Origin of the sequence: Paenibacillus sp. FSL R7-0331, assembly GCF_000758645.1 — a bacterium.
In the GTDB taxonomy this organism is placed as follows: domain Bacteria; phylum Bacillota; class Bacilli; order Paenibacillales; family Paenibacillaceae; genus Paenibacillus_AQ; species Paenibacillus_AQ camerounensis.
Genome location: NZ_CP009284.1, coordinates 5,995,628 through 6,011,654, shown reverse-complemented (window position 1 = coordinate 6,011,654; position 16,027 = coordinate 5,995,628). Strand labels below are relative to the sequence as shown.

Below are 16,027 nucleotides of genomic sequence, written 5' to 3'. Positions count from 1 at the left end.
ACGAATGGGATACTGTCCTTTTTTATGGGTTAGTCCTTAGTTTTCAGCAGCACAGGAACCTCGAAGCTTGCCGATTCAATCCACGTACCAGTGGTAAAATCGCGCCCGCGCACCAGCACCTTATCGCTGTACACTTCAACATAATACCCCTGGCTGCCGTCCAGGTGGACATCCTCATTGTTCCACAGATACGCAACCGAGGCTGCATTGAACATCGTAGCCGTCTCCCCGTTACCCGGGAACATCGTATGCTCCGATTCCAGCTCCCAGTGGGTATGGCCGGTAAACAGCAGGGTCTGCGGATATTTGTCCAGAATCGCACGCAGCTCCTTGTCTTGCGTAACTCCGTACCATTCCTGTTCTTCAAGAGAGCCGGCGACAGTATTCATCAGCGGCTGATGCAGGAAGAGAAAGACGGGCTGATCCGCTGCAGCCGGTCCGCCGTCAGGCCGCTCGCCAAGCTTCAGCTCCAGCCACTGGAGCTGTTCAGCCGACAGGCTGCAGAAGATCGGTAATCCCTCTTCGGTTCCCAGGAAAATAAAATGATATCCGCCGATCCAATGGTCATGATAAGGCCCCGGCGAGCCCATGCGGGAGGTGTACATTCCGAGGCGTGACTCCCAGTCGCCTAAACCGACCTCCGCCAATTGCGGCTGCCAGTGGCCGATGCCGACATCGTGGTTGCCCAGCGTATAACGGATTTCCGGCAGCACCGTCCGGTATTGGCCGAGAATCCGCTCAACCTCCGCATATTCCTCCGGGAAGCCGTGGTCGGTAATATCGCCAACATGCATGATTCCGCTGCTGCCCCGGGCATGGACGGCCAGATCCTGCAAGGCACGTTCAAAGTTCCGGTTATACTCATGGGCAGGGTCAGCGGTGACATGGGTGTCGGTAATAATCTGAAAGGTGAGCAGCGGTATTTCTCCGCCTGTTAACTTGGTCTCCATCTGCAAAGACTCGCCTCCTTGAGCATCATTTCCTGCCTATTTAAAAGCCAGCTCCTCATAAGACTGTACAACGGTATCAGCATCGGGCAGCACATGAGCGAATAGAATTCTGGCCGAAGAATCCCCCGGCACAGCAGCTCCGGCATCCGGTGCAATGGAAATGGCAGCCGCAGCGCCTGCGGCCTTGGCCATGCGCATATCACCGTTCGTATCGCCGATTACGGCTGCAGCGGAGGGATGGACCCCAAGCTGTCTGCAGGCCAGCAGGGCCATATCGGGGAACGGCTTGCCGCGCTCGATCTGATCGGTGCCTATCACGGCCGAGAAATAATGGCGGATGCCGAGCCAGCGGAGATGCTTCTCCGCGGCTTCGGTTTCATCCGCTGTCACTACGGCCATCTTTACGCCTCCGGCAGCGCATTCATCCAGGAATCGGAGCAGGCCGGGCAGCGGAAGAACGGGACGGCTATGCTCCAGCATGGCGTCCGCCTCCCGGCGGCAGGCTTCTACCAGCTCCATCGACTCTGCCCAGGAGAGGCCCAGCAGGTAGCCCTGCCAGCCCAGGATGGCATACAGATCGTTCATCGTGCCCATGGCGAGCGGACCGTTGCGGTCATAGCCGGTAATCCGGCCTTCGCTGTTATGGACTGTTCCCAGCAGACTGTTCAGGTAAGGCTCGGGAAATGTAAGGCCGCGCAGCTCCAGCTGCCGGGTAAAATGCATCAGCAGGCATTCGCTCCAGCTCCCCCAAAGAGAGACAAAGTCGAGCAGGGTACCGTCCTTGTCAAACAGGATGGCGGATATGCTGTAATTCCCCTGCGGGGTAATCAGCTCAGGCACGGCTGCGGCCTCCTTTATTTGTAATTCACGTCATTGATGATTTACATCGTTGTATATTTACGGGATTAATCTGTGAGTCAGGCGAGTCCGCTATTGCCCCGGATTACTTCACCTTATCGAGCGCTGCCTGTGCAGTAGCCTGTGCTTCTTTGAGCGCTTCAGCCGCCGGGATGTTCTCGATCTGCACCTTATCCGCAGCAATTTTCAGTGCATCATTGATTTTGCCGCCCGTAGGGTCCTGGAACGGAGCGGAGGCATGAGAGGCCTGCTGCAGCGGAATTTTGATCTGCGGGTTGGTCTCGCTGAACGAGATGAACGCGGGATCTTCCAGGGCAGACTGGCGGACCGCAATGTATCCGGTATTGATCGACCAGAAGGCGGTATTCTCCGAATTTGAAAAGTAAGCCAGCCATTTCAGCGCGGCCTGTTTCTCTTCATCGCTTGCTTTTGCAGGGATACCGGCCTGAATAGCTTCGGCTACCGGTTTGCCTTCGCCGACTCCGGCCCAGCCCGGCTGTTCCATTGCCGCTACGATGCTGAAGTCCAGATCGCCCTGGTCACCGCTTGAGCCGGTATAGCCGGCCGCCTGGCCTTTCATTACGTCATCAATCGTTTTGTACCAGTACTCCCAGCCCTGTCCCCCGGAATGAATGCGCATAATCTGGTCCTCATGAATCCATTTGCGGAACAGATCCCACGTTTCAGTCCACTCAGCAGAGTCAATGGTAACGGTCTTGCCGTCTTCACTTAGAATGCTGCCGCCTTTACTCAGCACCGCGTCGATCATATTGCCGGAGCCCCACATCGGCTCCCAGCCGTAGACGCTTGTTTTGCCGCCTTCTTTAACCGTCATTTTCTCAGCTGCGGCAGCGAGATCCTCCCAGGTCTTGATCTGGCTGGCATCTATTCCGCTCTTCGCAAAAGCATCCTGACGGTAATACATCACCTGTGTTGTGCCATACATCGGCAGGAAATACTGTTTGCCGTCAACCTTGCCCTGGTTCAGGAAGGTCTGTACGAAATCATCCGGATTGAAATCGGGCTGCGCCGCAATCAGCTGATCCAATTCTGCGAAATATCCCTTGCGCGCCCAGTCCACATTCGAGGACAATACGGCCGCCGGAACCTGCCCGGTAGCGATCGCCGCCTGGAGCTTCTGCTGGGTTTCTGTGTAATCCGCCTGCACGATGCCTTTAACGGTAACCTCCTGCTGGGAGGCGTTGAATTTTTGAATGAGTGCTTCCATATTTTCACCGAGCTTGCCGCCCAGGCCATACCAGAATTCAATCGTTACCGGCTCGCTTTGGGCAGCAGGGGCTGCTGCGGAGGGAGCTGATGATGCACTGCTGGCCTCTGTAACCTGATTGGCGGCGCCGTTTGCACCGCAAGCTGTTAGGACGGTCATTCCGGCAATTACGGATAGTGCGGACAATCTTTTCAATGAGACGTTCATCATCATTCTCCTCTTTATTAGAAAATAGTATTTTAGCCTTTACTGGAGCCTGCAGTCATATTGACACTTTGCATAATCGTTTTCTGTGCCAGCACAAAAACAAGCAGCAGGGGGGCGATGGTGAAGGCGCTGGCGGCCATGATTAGCGGCCATTTCAATCCGTAAGCACCTCCTTCCACAAAGAAGCTGCGCAGACCGGCGGAGACCAGCTGCAGGGCAGGGTCCTTGGTAATCAGCATCGGCCAGAAATAATTGTTGTAATGATCGATGAAGGTGATCAGTGCCATTACGGCAAAAGAGGACCTTGTCACCGGCACCAGCACTGTCCACAGAATCCGCATATGCGATGCCCCATCCATCTCGCCGGCTTCGACCAGCTCATGGGATACCTGCAGGAAGGCCTGCCGGATCAGGAAGATTGCAAATACGCTAACGCAGTTGGAGAGAATCAGCCCGCCGTAGCTGTTGAGCAGATTCAGTTCGGACAGCACAAGATAGCTGGGCAGATAGACTGCCGTAGCAGGTACCATATAGCCGAATAGAATGACTCCCGCGAAAATGCCCTTCAGGCGGAATTTCATATGGGTCAGCGCATAGGCCATCATGCCGGAATTGATAATCTGCAGGATGACAATGCATCCGGCGACCAGAATGCTGTTGCCCATATATCTGGCGAACGGTGCCTCATTCCAGGCTTCGGCGAAATTCCCCCAGAGCGGAGCCGCAGGCCAGAGTGTCGGCGGGGAGGCCCAGATTTCATCATTGGTTTTGAGGGCGCTGGTGACCATCCAGTAGAACGGGAAGGCCATCAGCAGCGCCAGTACGGCGAAGAAAGCATGGCGGGCCGGTCCGCCCAGCCGTGAGAGCATACTCGTGCGCAAGTGGAATGACCTCCTTAGATGTAACGATTTATTGATAGTGCGTCGTCCGTTTACTGATGCTGAGCGACAGTACTGACAGCAGCATACAGATGAACACCAGTACTACAGCCACACTGGAAGCCTCGCCGATCTGGAAGGACTCAAAAGCAGACTGGTAATACAGGTACAGCAGCGTACGGGTTGAGCCGGACGGACCGCCTTGTGTCAGTACGTTAATCTGATCGTAGGCCTGGAGCGCCTGAACCATCTGCACCACGAACAGAAACAGCGTGGTCGGTGAGATCATCGGCAGCGTAATCCGGACAAACTTTTGCACAGCGCCGGCCCCGTCAAGCTCGCCTGCTTCCAGCAGATCGGAAGGAACATTACGCAGAGCTACGAGATAGAAGATCATCGCCCAGCCCGCGGATTTCCAGACCGTTACGAGCAGCACGCCGAAGAGTGCCCACTTGGGGTCCTGCAGCCAGCCGACCGGTTCAAGGCCGAGAGTATTCAGCACCGTGTTGGCCAGCCCGACTTCAGGCTCGTAGATCCAGGACCAGACGATGGATACAGCAACAGTCGGCGTAACCCAGGGAGAGAAGAGCAGCGCCTGATAGAAGCCGGAGCCTTTCAGCTTGCGGTTCATGAGAAGGGCCAGCCCCAGGCCTATGGCGATAACCGGCAGCACACTGCCGATGCAGAACAGTACCGTAACCCTGAGCGCTTTGTAAAAAGCCGGATTGCCAAAAAGGTCGATATAATTCTGCAGCCCGACAAAGGTTTTGGTTGGACTCATGAAATCCCACTCAGTAAAGCTGAGATACAGCACATAGATCAGCGGTGCCAGCCAGAACAGTACAAAGGGTATCATCGCCGGCAGCGTAAAAAGAACGGGCTTTAAACCGCTTATTACCTTATTTCGTGTCATTTTCGTTCCGATACCCCATTCCGTGAGCTTAGTTTTGCGGTATAATGCAGGTGAATACATTCTCTGTTCAAAAAAAATTGTACACTGGACAAGACAGCGTGTGGTCAACCGGAGGTAAAGCAGGCTCGGAAATTGTGTAAAATTTGTTGAAATACACCCGGCTTATTCCCGTTTTATGTAATGCTGAGACAACAACACTAATGAAAAGTGAAGGTGCAGCGAATGAAGCAGGCCGCATTTAGTGAAGACAACGGGCAGTTATCTCCACGGGAGCAGCTGCTGCGCACGATGATTGATGCAATCGCGCAGACAATGGATTTGTACGGGGCGAATTATTCCTTTGGACAGCTGTACGGGATAATGTTCTTTGAGGACAAGCCAATGACGCTGGAGGAAATGAAGCAGGTAATGAATATGAGTAAAAGCAACATGAGCTACGGTGTCCGCTCCCTGATGTCCGCACAGATGGTAACTAAGCTCGAAGAGAAACGGGAGCGGAAGGACCTCTATGTGGCAGAGAAGGATTTTTTTCAGGCGTTCCGTAACTTCTTCACTCTGAAGCTGCAGTGTGAGATTGATGTGATGCAGGAGGCGATGGGGGCGGTAATCCCGCAGCTGGAAATTTTGGCACAGACGGGAGATACGCCTGAAGAGGAACGGCTGTCCTGCGCCCGGGATTTGGAGAAGCTGCGGCATGCGACGGAGTATTACAGCTGGCTGCAGCAGTTTGTTGACGGGCTGAAGAACGGGGAGCTGTTCGGCGGACCGGTTGCGGAGCAGCCTTGAGTCAAGGCATGCTGTGCTAATTTTTCTGCGGGAATTTGAACCTTACCCAGTCTGCTATTGCAGGTTAGCTGCACTTTGTACAGCTATATCGACTTTTTTTCTTCCTACCTCCGGTTTAAGTGTACTCTGCACAACTATATGGGCTTAAATCTTCTGTTTTGGCCGTTTCGGGCAATTTTAGTTGCACGAAGTGCAGTTATATGATTTTAACATCCCTATTTACTGTTTTTAGTAGCAGAAAGTGCAGCTATCCCTTATAGAGAGTGCCATTTAACTATACTGCGCAAGCAGACGACAAAAAACAGGCAGACCCGTGTCCATACGAATCTGCCTGTTTAATTATATGCTCTCCTCACAATGAGGGCTGCGGGCGGATAAATTTGTTTTTCAGAATGCTAAGCTTATTCCCCCTGCCGCAGCCGTTCAATCAGCGTATCCTTACTCAGCATCCTGTACGAGCTCAGGGTTACCGTGTAAGCAATGACAGCCAGCACCGGGACGACCAGTACAAAGGGCAGCCAGCTCATGCGGAATACGGTAAAAGCTGTGTTGCCCGCAATGCTCTTTGCAATGCTATAAGTGAGAAAGACACCAAGGGTTGAGGTAATGGCTGTGGTCAGAAGGACATTGTACATTCCTTCATAGATCAGCATTTTTTTGAGCTGGCGTTTGGTCATGCCGATGCTCTCGAGCAGGGCGAATTCATTTCTCCGCATAATAACGCCCGTAACGACTGTATTAATATAATTAAGAACACCGATCAACGCAATAACGAAGCTCAGGCCGTAGCCGATAATCTGAAAAACCCGGATAAATCCGTCCAGCTCCTGCCGGTAATCCTCTCTCGATTTAATCACCAGCTCATCGCTGGGTGCAGCAAGCGTTTTGGCAGCCTCTGTTGCACTATACAGCTTGTCCGGGTCAATATGCAGCGTTGCTGACAGCGCCCATGGCGGGTTGGTCCCCGCCGGAAGCTCTCTGGTCAATTCGGATGACGGAAAAAACGCATTAAATCCATACGTTGAGTAAGACTGGGTCGTCGCAGCATAGAGAGCATCGTAATTCATCACAGCCATGACCTCATAGCTTTTGCCAAGATTCTTAAACTCAATCATATCACCGGGATGATAGTAAGAGGTATAAGTGTCTTCCTCCCACATGAGCGATTGAGCCACCAGCACATAGTCACCCGAAGCGAATTTCTGCAGGTCGAAATGCCCTTCAATAACATCCTTCTGCACCAGGTCATACCACCCGGGATCGATGCCGTACAATTGCAGATAAACGGAGTTCTGCTCCAGCAGGCTTGTAAGATAAGGCTCCGGCGGCTCTGTCTCTGATAAAGGCTGCAATACAGCACGTATTTTCTCATCCATATCATGAATGTCATAATAGTAGTAAACCTTCTCCACACTCTCCACGCCGTCAATCCGCGCCAATTCACTGCTGAATGCTTCCGAGAGCTTATAAGGATCACCCGGGCGCTCACCTTCATGTGTTTCTATTTTCTCATTGCGGATCACCACATCCCCGGAAAGAAACGTGCTAAGATACTTATTCACATCAAGCGAACCTATCACCGTAAAAATAATACTGAACAGTACTATGCTCAAGGAAAGTGAGGTCAGCATGAGGGTGAGCTTCTTTTTGCTGCGGAACAGGTTCGTGAAGGCCATGACATGCAGCCGGCCTCCGCGCTTCGAGCGTTTGTTCCTCCGCCGCTTTGCCTGTACTCCCGTATACCTGACTGCTTCGACAGGCGCAATCCGCGCGGCCATCCGGCCGGGCTTGCCGGCGGCAATCCATACCGTCAGATAAGCGAACAGGGCGGCTCCAATGAAAATCCACGGGCTGGCGGAATAAGCGGCTTCCATAGTCTCACTGGAAAAGGTGTTCATCATCGGCGTAAGCAGCCGTCCGATTACATAACCTGCAGCGAGGCCGAAGGGCAGCCCGATCAGATACAAGACCTGTGATTGTATTCTGATCATCCGTTTGAGCTGCTTCGGTGTCGTCCCGATCGCTTTGAGCAGACCGTAAAACTTCACATCACGCACAACCGATATGTAAAAAATATTATAAATCAGCAAATACCCGCTCAGCATAATAATGAAGATAACAGCTACATAAGGCACAAATTCAATAAGGTTATCAGACAGGGAAGAGGTCGTATAGGCCCAGTTGACTCCAGTTGGCCTATCTACACCTGTATCGGCGAGCACTTTATCCAGCTTTTTTTCAATATCGACGGCATTCTTGAACATTACGCTCATCTCTTCGGTGTTTACATAGGAGCCGCTGGCTTCAGAATCTGCCGGATCGATCCCTGATATGTTTTGTTGCACCCATGCATCGGAGACGAAGGCCAGCCCTGCGATCGCCAGATTTTTATCCGCTTCGTAATAGCCTGACACGACAAACTCCTGCTTGAGAACACGCTCAGTAATATCTATGTCCAGCTGTACCCGCTCACCAAGTGCATGTTTTATACCGAGCTTATCCAGCACCCAGGTGCTCAGCACAACCTCATTCTCAGCTTCCGGCAAGCCTCCTTCAATTAAATGAATAAAGCTATGTCTGGCGGAAGCCTCATCAATCCGTTTAACCTCTACCGCACTTTCCCGGAACACCTCATTGCGCAAAAGCCCGGCATGCAGCACAACGCCGTATTCCTTAACGCTTGGATGCTGCTTTAATATCTCTATCTGCTCAGGACTCACCCGTTTGAAGCTGCCGTGAAAATCTGTCCCGACTGTCTTCATCATTGTTAGTTCCATTGACTTGTTGAGGCTGAGCGACATCGTAAAAATCGAGGTAATCAGCAGAGTCGTCAGTACCACAGCGGAGATGACAGCCAGGTTGCGCAGCGGACTTACCCGCAGGCTCCGGAGTGAGAGGCGGGTTACGATCTTACGGTTGTTGTTGGCAATCATAGTGTCCCAGCTCCAGATGGTGTTGCATTTCCGGATACAATGCGCCCGTCCTCGATGCGGATAATCCGGTCAGCCATCTGGGCAATGGATTCGTTGTGCGTAATCATGACAATGGTCTGGTTGAACTTTTCGCTCATTTGCTTCAGCAGAATCAGCACTTCCTGGCTGGTTTTGCTGTCCAGATTGCCTGTCGGCTCGTCCGCCAGAATGATCGACGGCTTGGTAGCGAGCGCTCTGGCAATAGCGACCCGCTGCTGCTGACCGCCTGAGAGACTTCCGGGGAGGGAGTGGATTTTGGACTGCAGACCCAGCGCCTGAATGACCTCATCAAGGTACGTCCGGTCAATTCTGCCGCCGTCGAGCTCGATGGGAAGCGTAATATTGTCAAGCACACTCAGGATCAGCACCAGATTATAGCTCTGGAAGACGAACCCGACCGAGCGGCGCCGGAAAATCGTCAGCTTCTCATCGCTCATCGCAAAAAGCTCGTTTCCGTCCACCGTTACCTTGCCCTCCGTAGGCCGGTCCAGACCGCCCAGCATATGCAGCAGAGTGCTTTTTCCGCTGCCGCTGGTGCCGACAATGGCGACAAATTCACCTTTTTCTACCGTCAGGGATATATCATCCAGTGCTTTTACCGTAGTCTGCGGATCTTTGCCGTAATATTTCTTCAGGCTTTCCATGCTTAAAATAGGCATTTGCGTATCTCCTCCATCATTCGTGGTTGTCCTCTAAGATAGCAGACCATTCTAACCGGACAGTGTCTGAAATCTGACGGAATTGACACATTCAGAGCTGAGGGAGATATATCGTAAGTCTGCTTCCCTGACCTGGCTGAGATGCTGCTGTGATGTAGCCGCCCTGGATACTAATGATTTTTTGCGCCAAAAAAAGCCCGATTCCGATCCCCTCAACCTCCCTGGCATTATGCCCTCTATAGAAGCGCTTAAAAATATGCTCCAGCCCGTCCTCCGGAATTCCGATTCCCGTATCAGCAACCTCGATCCTGGTGAACATTTCATTGCCCTCCGCCGTAATCCGGATACTGCCGCCCGGCTCCGTATATTTCACAGCATTCTCCAGCAGGTTGAACAGCGCTTCACTGGTCCACTTGTAATCGTGGCGGGCTGACGTAAGCGGGTCGCAGTCTATGTTAATGATGATGTTTTTGTTGCCTGCGCGCGTGTACAGGTGGGAGAGGGCGCTGGTAATGGTTGCGGCAACCGGCCTTACTTCACTTTGCAATCGGATCATGCCCGACTCCAGCCTGGACAGCTTAATGAGCGAGGTTATGAGCCATTCCAGCTTTTCCGATTGGGCCTCGATCTGCTCCAGCAGCTGCCGGGTGTCCGGGCTTAGATCCGGTGTTTCCGCAAGCAGCTGGCTGTAGAGCAGGATGCTTGCAAGGGGTGTTTTGGTCTGATGCGAGATGTCGGAGATCAGCTCCTTGATCATGTTCTTTTCGGCTGCAAGGTTATGCTCGTTCGCCTTCCCCACTTCAATATAGCGCAGGAGCTTATGCTCAAGCGATGACAGCCGGGTCTCTTCAAAAAGGGTCAGTGGTTCTTGCCCGTGAATCGCCCGTTCCACCATTTCATCCATCGTATCCATGAAGCCTGTAATCTGCCGCTGCAGCATACGGGTATATATAGCACCCGTACCGAGCACGGCAATCAGGAAGAGCAGGGTAAGCTGCAGAAGTGCCGCACTGAACCCTTCAAGATAGAACACGGTTCCGGTATAACCTATTAATAGAAGCAATAATACCGCAGAAAAAAGATAACGGAGCCGCCGGGGATGCCGGACAGTGCTTTTAATCATAAGTGTGGCCTTTCCGCCCAGGTGTATCCCAGGCCGTAGACGGTTTTGATGTACTTGGGTGAGGCAGGATCATCCTCAAGCTTGGCGCGCAGCCGCTTTACCGCAACAGTCAGGGCGTTCTCATCCACAAACTCCGCGTCCTGCAGCCAGATTTTATCGATTAACTGCTCTCTGCTTAAAATGCTGCCGGGATTCGAGACCAGGATGTTCAGCAGCTTAAGCTCTGTTTTGCTAAAAGCCAATGGTTCCCGGTGCTTATAGAATTCCAGCTTTCCGAAATCAAGGCTCAGTGCACCGAACGTGAGGACCTCGTCAGCCTGCAGAGCAGTCCGTTTGAGTACAGCCATTACCCGGGCCCGCAGCACCATCAGGCTGAACGGCTTCGTGATGTAATCATCCCCGCCAAGGGCAAATCCGGTTACAATATCCGGCTCCATGTCGTTGGCAGTCAGAAAAATAACCGGCACCTGTGAGCTTCTCCTCAGCTTCTCGCAATAGTCCAGGCCGCTTCCGTCGGGCAGATTAATATCCAGCAGGACCAGATCAATCCTGGTAGTATCGAAAATCTGCTCAGCCATAGCCAGTGTATAGGCTTGTTCGATTTGCAGACCGGTCTGGGCAAGGGAGAGGGCAATGCCTTTGTTCAGGCTGCGGTCGTCTTCGACGATTAATAGGGTGTTCAAGAGGAGGCCTCCTTACAGCTTCATTCTGATGAATGCTGTTTCATTACCATATTATGTGGGGTTCGCTCCGGATTCTGCAAGCTGTTCCGGCACACCGGCCGGCGCTTCAGCAGCATAAATAGGCTGCCGCACCGCAGATATCCTGCGGCATGACAGCCTTAAAGATGAATGTTATAAGATGAGGACGGATTAAACTGCCGGATTACCGCTATTAAGGAGTCTGCTGGGTATTAATTGCAAGGCCGCCGCTGACATAACCGTTAATGGTTGTTGCGGTGTCTATACCGGCGACTACTGTGGCTGTATAGACCATCATAAGCCGGGTTTGGGCTGTGACCGGAATACTGAGCCCGGTGGTGATGCCGTTCATTGTTGTACCGACCGCGAGAATTCCTGTCATTGAAGGTGCAAGTGTTACAGTGGCTCCAGAAATAGGAGTGAATATATTATTAGGTGTTGTACTGGCGTATAGCTGTCCGGTAATTGTGATCGTACTGCCTATCAAAGTCATAGCGTTACTCAGCGAAAAATATCCGCTAAGGGATGTAATGGTTCCATCAGCCGGTGCAGAAAAGGCAGTATTGGCACTATTGGTTACATCAATAGTTGAACCTGTGAAATCGTAGCTCTGATTGTTGCCGAAGCCAATCAAAGCTGCCTTGCCTTGATTTCCGCCCAGTTGGGTTTGCATCGTAGCCGGTGTTCCTGACGAGAAGGCAATAAAGGAAGTGGAGGCAGATCCGTTAGCTCCAGTGGCGCCCGTTGTACCAGTGGCACCAGTGGTACCTGTGGCTCCGGTAACACCAGTCGCCCCAGCCGCCCCGGTAACCCCAGTCGCCCCGGTAGCCCCAGTCGCCCCGGTATCTCCAGTGGCTCCGGTAACCCCAGTCGCGCCGGTAGCCCCAGTCGCCCCGGTATCTCCAGTGGCTCCGGTAACCCCAGTCGCGCCGGTAGCCCCAGTCGCCCCGGTATCTCCAGTGGCTCCGGTAACCCCAGTCGCCCCGGTAACCCCAGTCGCCCCGGTATCTCCAGTGGCTCCGGTAACCCCAGTCGCCCCGGTAACCCCAGTCGCCCCGGTATCTCCAGTGGCTCCGGTAACCCCAGTCGTCCCGGTAGCCCCAGTCGCCCCGGTATCTCCAGTGGCTCCGGTAACCCCAGTCGCCCCGGTAACCCCAGTCGCCCCGGTATCTCCAGTGGCTCCGGTAACCCCAGTCGTCCCGGTAGCCCCAGTCGCCCCGGTATCTCCAGTGGCTCCGGTAACCCCAGTCGCCCCGGTAGCCCCAGTGGCTCCGGTAACCCCAGTCGCCCCAGTCGCCCCAGTAACCCCAGTCGCGCCGGTAGCCCCGGTATCTCCAGTAGCACCAGTAACCCCAGTCGCGCCGGTAGCCCCGGTATCTCCGGTCGCTCCGGTAACCCCAGTCGCCCCAGTCGCTCCGGTAACCCCGGTAACCCCGGTATCTCCAGTTGCCCCGGTAACACCAGTGGCACCAACCTCGCCCGCAGGTCCGGTAGCCCCCGTTGCTCCAGTCGCGCCAACTTCTCCGGCAGGTCCCGGAGTTCCGGCAGTTCCTGTTGCGCCTACTGCACCTTGCCCGCCGGAAGACCCTGCACTGCCTGTTGCTCCAGTCGCGCCAGTAGCCCCCGTTGCACCCGTAGCCCCAGTGGCACCAATTGCCCCGGCAGCCCCAGTGGCTCCTTTTGGCAGCGTAATTTCCGCTTTACTGATATCAGCAATTTCAACATAGGAAGCAATACCGTTGCTGTAAATAGCTGTAATAGGCTGGCCGACAGCCAAAGCAGATGCCGTTTCTCCGTTTGTTCCAAATATAAGGGTCGTGCCGTCAACAGTCAGATTGATAGTCTGGTTAGCCTCTGTCAGTACACCGACTTTGCCGCCAGTCACACTGATGATTTTACCGCGGGCCACAGTGCCTGATTCAACCGGGGCATACCGCTCTGCCAGACTGAAAATAGCTGCAGCCTGGGCACGGGTTACATCGGCGGAAGGCCTGAAGGTCTTGTCCTCAAAGCCCTGCACCAGCTTTAATTGGGAAGCGGCATTGATATAGCCGGTTGCCCACGCTGCAATCTGGTTCTCATCGTTGAAGGGAAGAGCTTCGCTGGTTAAGGCAAGGGCTTCATTCTCCTTGTCAATCAGGCGGACAACAAGCCGTGTAAGCCACTCGCGGCTGGCGTTCTGGGTACCCCAGCCTGCTGCCAGTTCTTCTTCAGGCTTAATCAATCCTTCATTAATAGCAGTTTGCACCCAGGCATTCGCCCAGTCACTTACTTCTAATGAAGAAGCGGAAGCAGCCGGGGCTGGAGCATCAACGCCAAGGAAACGGAGTGCCATAATGGCTGCCTCCTGATGTGTCAACGGAGCTTTCGGGTTGAAATTACCGGTGGTATCCCCTTCGGCAAAGCCCAGTGCAGCGATTTTCATGACATACTTGTACATCCAAGAGCTGCTGCTTACATCGTTAAAGCCTTTGTTCTCTGCAGCTGAGGCAACACCCGTGCTGCCGAGTCCGAAGCTTGGCAGCAGTCCTGCTGTTTGGCTGAGCACCATAACCGCCATTGATGTTTTCATAAGTACAGGCTTGATATCCCTTTTGGCGTTCACCTGATCCATGCGGATCTCAGTGTACTGGATATCCGGTTGCTTTTTGCTCATTTGTTGCTTCCCCCTAAAGTATATGATTGTCTTGCAACGCCCAGGGATTCGAAATACGCCCTGTTCGCCAGCACTTTGCTGTCCGTTGGGATAAATTCCGCCGCTGCCTCGTTATGGGCGCAGGCCCGTTCGTACTGGCCGATCCGGTCATAACAGACCGCAAGCTGCAGATGAGGCAGCCAGCTCCAGCAGGCATGCTGAAGTATGGCATAGCTATCCAAAGGCTTAGCCAGCTCACTTGCCGTCTTGTACCAGTAAATGGCCTTGGCATAATCGTTCTCCAGCATGTAGAGGCTCCCGATCCGGCAGCAGTTCTCTGCACGCGGCAGATCGAAGGAGAAGGAATAAAGAGCTTTGGCTTTGGCCTGCTGGAGGCTGTTAAGCTCGCGGAAGCAGTCAGAAAGACTGCCGCAGGCATTAATCTTGTCCTCCACCCAGCCGTCGACCTGCTGGAGGAACATTTCATAGAAGGAAATCGCTTTTTCCCACTGCTTATGCTCTCTCAGCTCATTGGCGAAGTAGTATATATCACGGGTAGAGAAAATCTCGCCCGCCGTGTAGCGCTTTTCATATATTTGCAGATTGCGGTCAGAATTCCCGTGAACTCTGCCGTGGGTAACGGAGATATCCGAGCGGTGGATCTTTCCGCTTACCTCCAGATATTCATGTACAACGCCGAACCAGCGGAACCCGTTCTCCCGCTTGACCAGACGGTTGCGGGTGAGGCTGGAGGTTACGTTGCCGTGTTCGTCGAATGCGAGATTATAGTTCATGGAGACTGCATCTGTGTCCCAGTCCAAGGCGTTCTTAAGCGCTACAAATTTTTCCCTGTCAGCAGGCAGAAACTCGTCGTCGGCATCCAGCCATAACAGATATTCCTGTGTTCCGAGGCTGAAGGCATAGTTCCGGGCTTTGGCGAAGTCGTCTACCCAGGTGAAGTCCACGACCTTATCTGTATAACGGCTGGCAATTTCCTTTGTGCGGTCGGTAGAGCCAGTATCTACAATAATGATTTCGTCTGCCAGACCAAGTACGCTGTCCAGGCAGCGTTCAAGGGTAGCTTCTTCATTTTTGACGATCATGCATAAGCTGACTGTAATCCTGCGTTTCATTTCATATAGAGTGTTTGTGAGGTCGAATCCCCATTTTTGGCGGGCTTTTTCCCTGTTAGCAGCCAGCTGTGTACTGTACCATGCAGGGTTGTCCGGAAAGAGCGGGGGAGGCTGAATGTAACGGACGAAACAATCCAGAGCAATATGCAGACTATAGCCGGCCTGAATTGCGCGGTAACAGAGGTCATCATCCTCGTAGGATTCCAGCCCGAACTGTTCATCGAATCCGCCGAGCGCCCGGAAGGCTTCACTGCGTACAAGCAGCAGGTGGCTGAGCAGCCGTGTGGTTGATTTGGCTTGTCCTGCTTTGGAGAGGGCGAAGGATTTGGCGATATGATCGAGCTGATCCATTACGGTGCATACAACCGGCAGTTTTTGCGGACCGCTCACATCATTGCTGACCGGACCAATCATTGCAGCCGAAGGATACCTGCGTGCACAGCCGAGCAGACTTTCCAGCCAATCCTCAGAGACGATCATGTGATCGCGTATGAAGATAAGATAATCCCCCTGAGCCATAGAGGCACCCAAGTTGAAGCCGGCGGCTACACCAACGCGTTCATTGGTTGCGAAGGAGCGGGCTTTTTTGAAGAGAGTCAGGTAGCTGCTAATTTCCTGGTCCCCGCCGTCATTGATAATAATCAGCTCATAGGGGGAAGCAGTGAACAGGTCAATGCTGGCAAGGCATGACTTAAGCAGCGGGAGCTGCTGGGCGAGAACAATTATCGAGGTCTGCATCAAATTCCTCCGGACTCTATTGTGTATGACTTTTATCACAATATATCACAGACCTCTGAACAAACGCTTGACAATTATCGACTTATTTCACTGGAAAAGCAGAATTTTTAAAAATAATTTTATCTATCTGCGCAATTATCTGCATAGCAAGCGGATTTCAGGCTGAAAAGGCATTTGCCCGTCATCGCCGGTCCGGCATGCTCCCCGACTAAGGTCCAGTTTGTAAAACCGTCCGCGGTCTGTTTT

Annotated in this window: 12 protein-coding genes; 1 reads left to right on the top strand and 11 read right to left on the bottom strand. The window is 53.2% G+C overall.

What is annotated here, in order from left to right; translation table 11 throughout:
• Positions 1-29 precede the first annotated feature (29 nt).
• From R70331_RS26070 to R70331_RS26050, 5 genes are all read right to left on the bottom strand, one after another.
• A complete protein-coding gene (locus R70331_RS26070) occupies positions 30-950 on the bottom strand; it encodes a metallophosphoesterase family protein (RefSeq protein WP_042183274.1) in 921 nt (306 codons plus the stop codon).
• Between the two features lie 36 nt (positions 951-986).
• Positions 987-1,790, bottom strand: coding sequence for an HAD family hydrolase (locus tag R70331_RS26065; RefSeq protein ID WP_042180710.1), 804 nt, complete (start codon positions 1,788-1,790; stop codon positions 987-989).
• A gap of 103 nt (positions 1,791-1,893) precedes the next feature.
• A complete protein-coding gene (locus R70331_RS26060) occupies positions 1,894-3,243 on the bottom strand; it encodes an ABC transporter substrate-binding protein (protein ID WP_042180707.1) in 1,350 nt (449 codons plus the stop codon).
• 32 nt (positions 3,244-3,275) lie between these two features.
• A complete protein-coding gene (locus R70331_RS26055) occupies positions 3,276-4,112 on the bottom strand; it encodes a carbohydrate ABC transporter permease (protein WP_042183272.1) in 837 nt (278 codons plus the stop codon).
• Between the two features lie 40 nt (positions 4,113-4,152).
• The gene (locus R70331_RS26050; RefSeq protein ID WP_042183270.1) at positions 4,153-5,034 is read right to left on the bottom strand and encodes a carbohydrate ABC transporter permease; all 882 of its coding nucleotides are present in this window, start codon (positions 5,032-5,034) and stop codon (positions 4,153-4,155) included.
• Positions 5,035-5,256: 222 nt separating this feature from the next.
• Between R70331_RS26050 and R70331_RS26045 the strand changes: the two genes are divergently transcribed.
• The gene (locus tag R70331_RS26045) at positions 5,257-5,820 is read left to right on the top strand and encodes a GbsR/MarR family transcriptional regulator (RefSeq protein WP_042180705.1); all 564 of its coding nucleotides are present in this window, start codon (positions 5,257-5,259) and stop codon (positions 5,818-5,820) included.
• 401 nt (positions 5,821-6,221) lie between these two features.
• On the opposite strand, the gene R70331_RS26040 is transcribed toward R70331_RS26045, so the two are convergent.
• The 6 genes from R70331_RS26040 to R70331_RS31295 form a co-directional block, all read right to left on the bottom strand.
• Positions 6,222-8,753, bottom strand: a complete 2,532-nt coding sequence (locus R70331_RS26040; protein ID WP_042180703.1) for an ABC transporter permease — start codon at positions 8,751-8,753, stop codon at positions 6,222-6,224.
• Positions 8,750-9,451, bottom strand: a complete 702-nt coding sequence (locus tag R70331_RS26035) for an ABC transporter ATP-binding protein (RefSeq protein WP_042180701.1) — start codon at positions 9,449-9,451, stop codon at positions 8,750-8,752. Before R70331_RS26035 ends, R70331_RS26040 begins: the two co-directional genes overlap by 4 nt.
• Before the next feature lie 91 nt (positions 9,452-9,542).
• Positions 9,543-10,574 (bottom strand): sensor histidine kinase, encoded by a 1,032-nt coding sequence (locus tag R70331_RS26030; protein ID WP_052419224.1) that lies wholly within the window; start codon positions 10,572-10,574, stop codon positions 9,543-9,545.
• On the bottom strand, positions 10,571-11,257 hold the full coding sequence (locus R70331_RS26025; protein ID WP_042180699.1) for a response regulator transcription factor: 687 nt from the start codon (positions 11,255-11,257) through the stop codon (positions 10,571-10,573). The genes R70331_RS26030 and R70331_RS26025 overlap by 4 nt, the downstream gene beginning before the upstream one ends.
• Positions 11,258-11,468: 211 nt before the next feature.
• Positions 11,469-13,931 (bottom strand): exosporium glycoprotein BclB-related protein, encoded by a 2,463-nt coding sequence (locus R70331_RS32235; RefSeq protein WP_081947756.1) that lies wholly within the window; start codon positions 13,929-13,931, stop codon positions 11,469-11,471.
• Entirely contained in the window at positions 13,928-15,781 is a 1,854-nt protein-coding gene (locus R70331_RS31295) for a glycosyltransferase (RefSeq protein WP_081947755.1), read from the bottom strand. Before R70331_RS31295 ends, R70331_RS32235 begins: the two co-directional genes overlap by 4 nt.
• Positions 15,782-16,027 lie beyond the last annotated feature (246 nt).

What these genes read in the sequence shown, in the direction of transcription:
- R70331_RS26070 (WP_042183274.1), bottom strand. Translation starts at nt 950, where the DNA reads ATGGAGACCAAGTTAACAGGCGGAGAAATACCGCTGCTCACCTTTCAG.
- R70331_RS26060 (WP_042180707.1), bottom strand. Translation starts at nt 3,243, where the DNA reads ATGAACGTCTCATTGAAAAGATTGTCCGCACTATCCGTAATTGCCGGA.
- R70331_RS26055 (WP_042183272.1), bottom strand. Translation starts at nt 4,112, where the DNA reads ATGCTCTCACGGCTGGGCGGACCGGCCCGCCATGCTTTCTTCGCCGTA.
- R70331_RS26050 (WP_042183270.1), bottom strand. Translation starts at nt 5,034, where the DNA reads ATGACACGAAATAAGGTAATAAGCGGTTTAAAGCCCGTTCTTTTTACG.
- R70331_RS26045 (WP_042180705.1), top strand. Translation starts at nt 5,257, where the DNA reads ATGAAGCAGGCCGCATTTAGTGAAGACAACGGGCAGTTATCTCCACGG.
- R70331_RS26040 (WP_042180703.1), bottom strand. Translation starts at nt 8,753, where the DNA reads ATGATTGCCAACAACAACCGTAAGATCGTAACCCGCCTCTCACTCCGG.
- R70331_RS26035 (WP_042180701.1), bottom strand. Translation starts at nt 9,451, where the DNA reads ATGCCTATTTTAAGCATGGAAAGCCTGAAGAAATATTACGGCAAAGAT.
- R70331_RS26030 (WP_052419224.1), bottom strand. Translation starts at nt 10,574, where the DNA reads ATGATTAAAAGCACTGTCCGGCATCCCCGGCGGCTCCGTTATCTTTTT.
- R70331_RS32235 (WP_081947756.1), bottom strand. Translation starts at nt 13,931, where the DNA reads ATGAGCAAAAAGCAACCGGATATCCAGTACACTGAGATCCGCATGGAT.
- R70331_RS31295 (WP_081947755.1), bottom strand. Translation starts at nt 15,781, where the DNA reads ATGCAGACCTCGATAATTGTTCTCGCCCAGCAGCTCCCGCTGCTTAAG.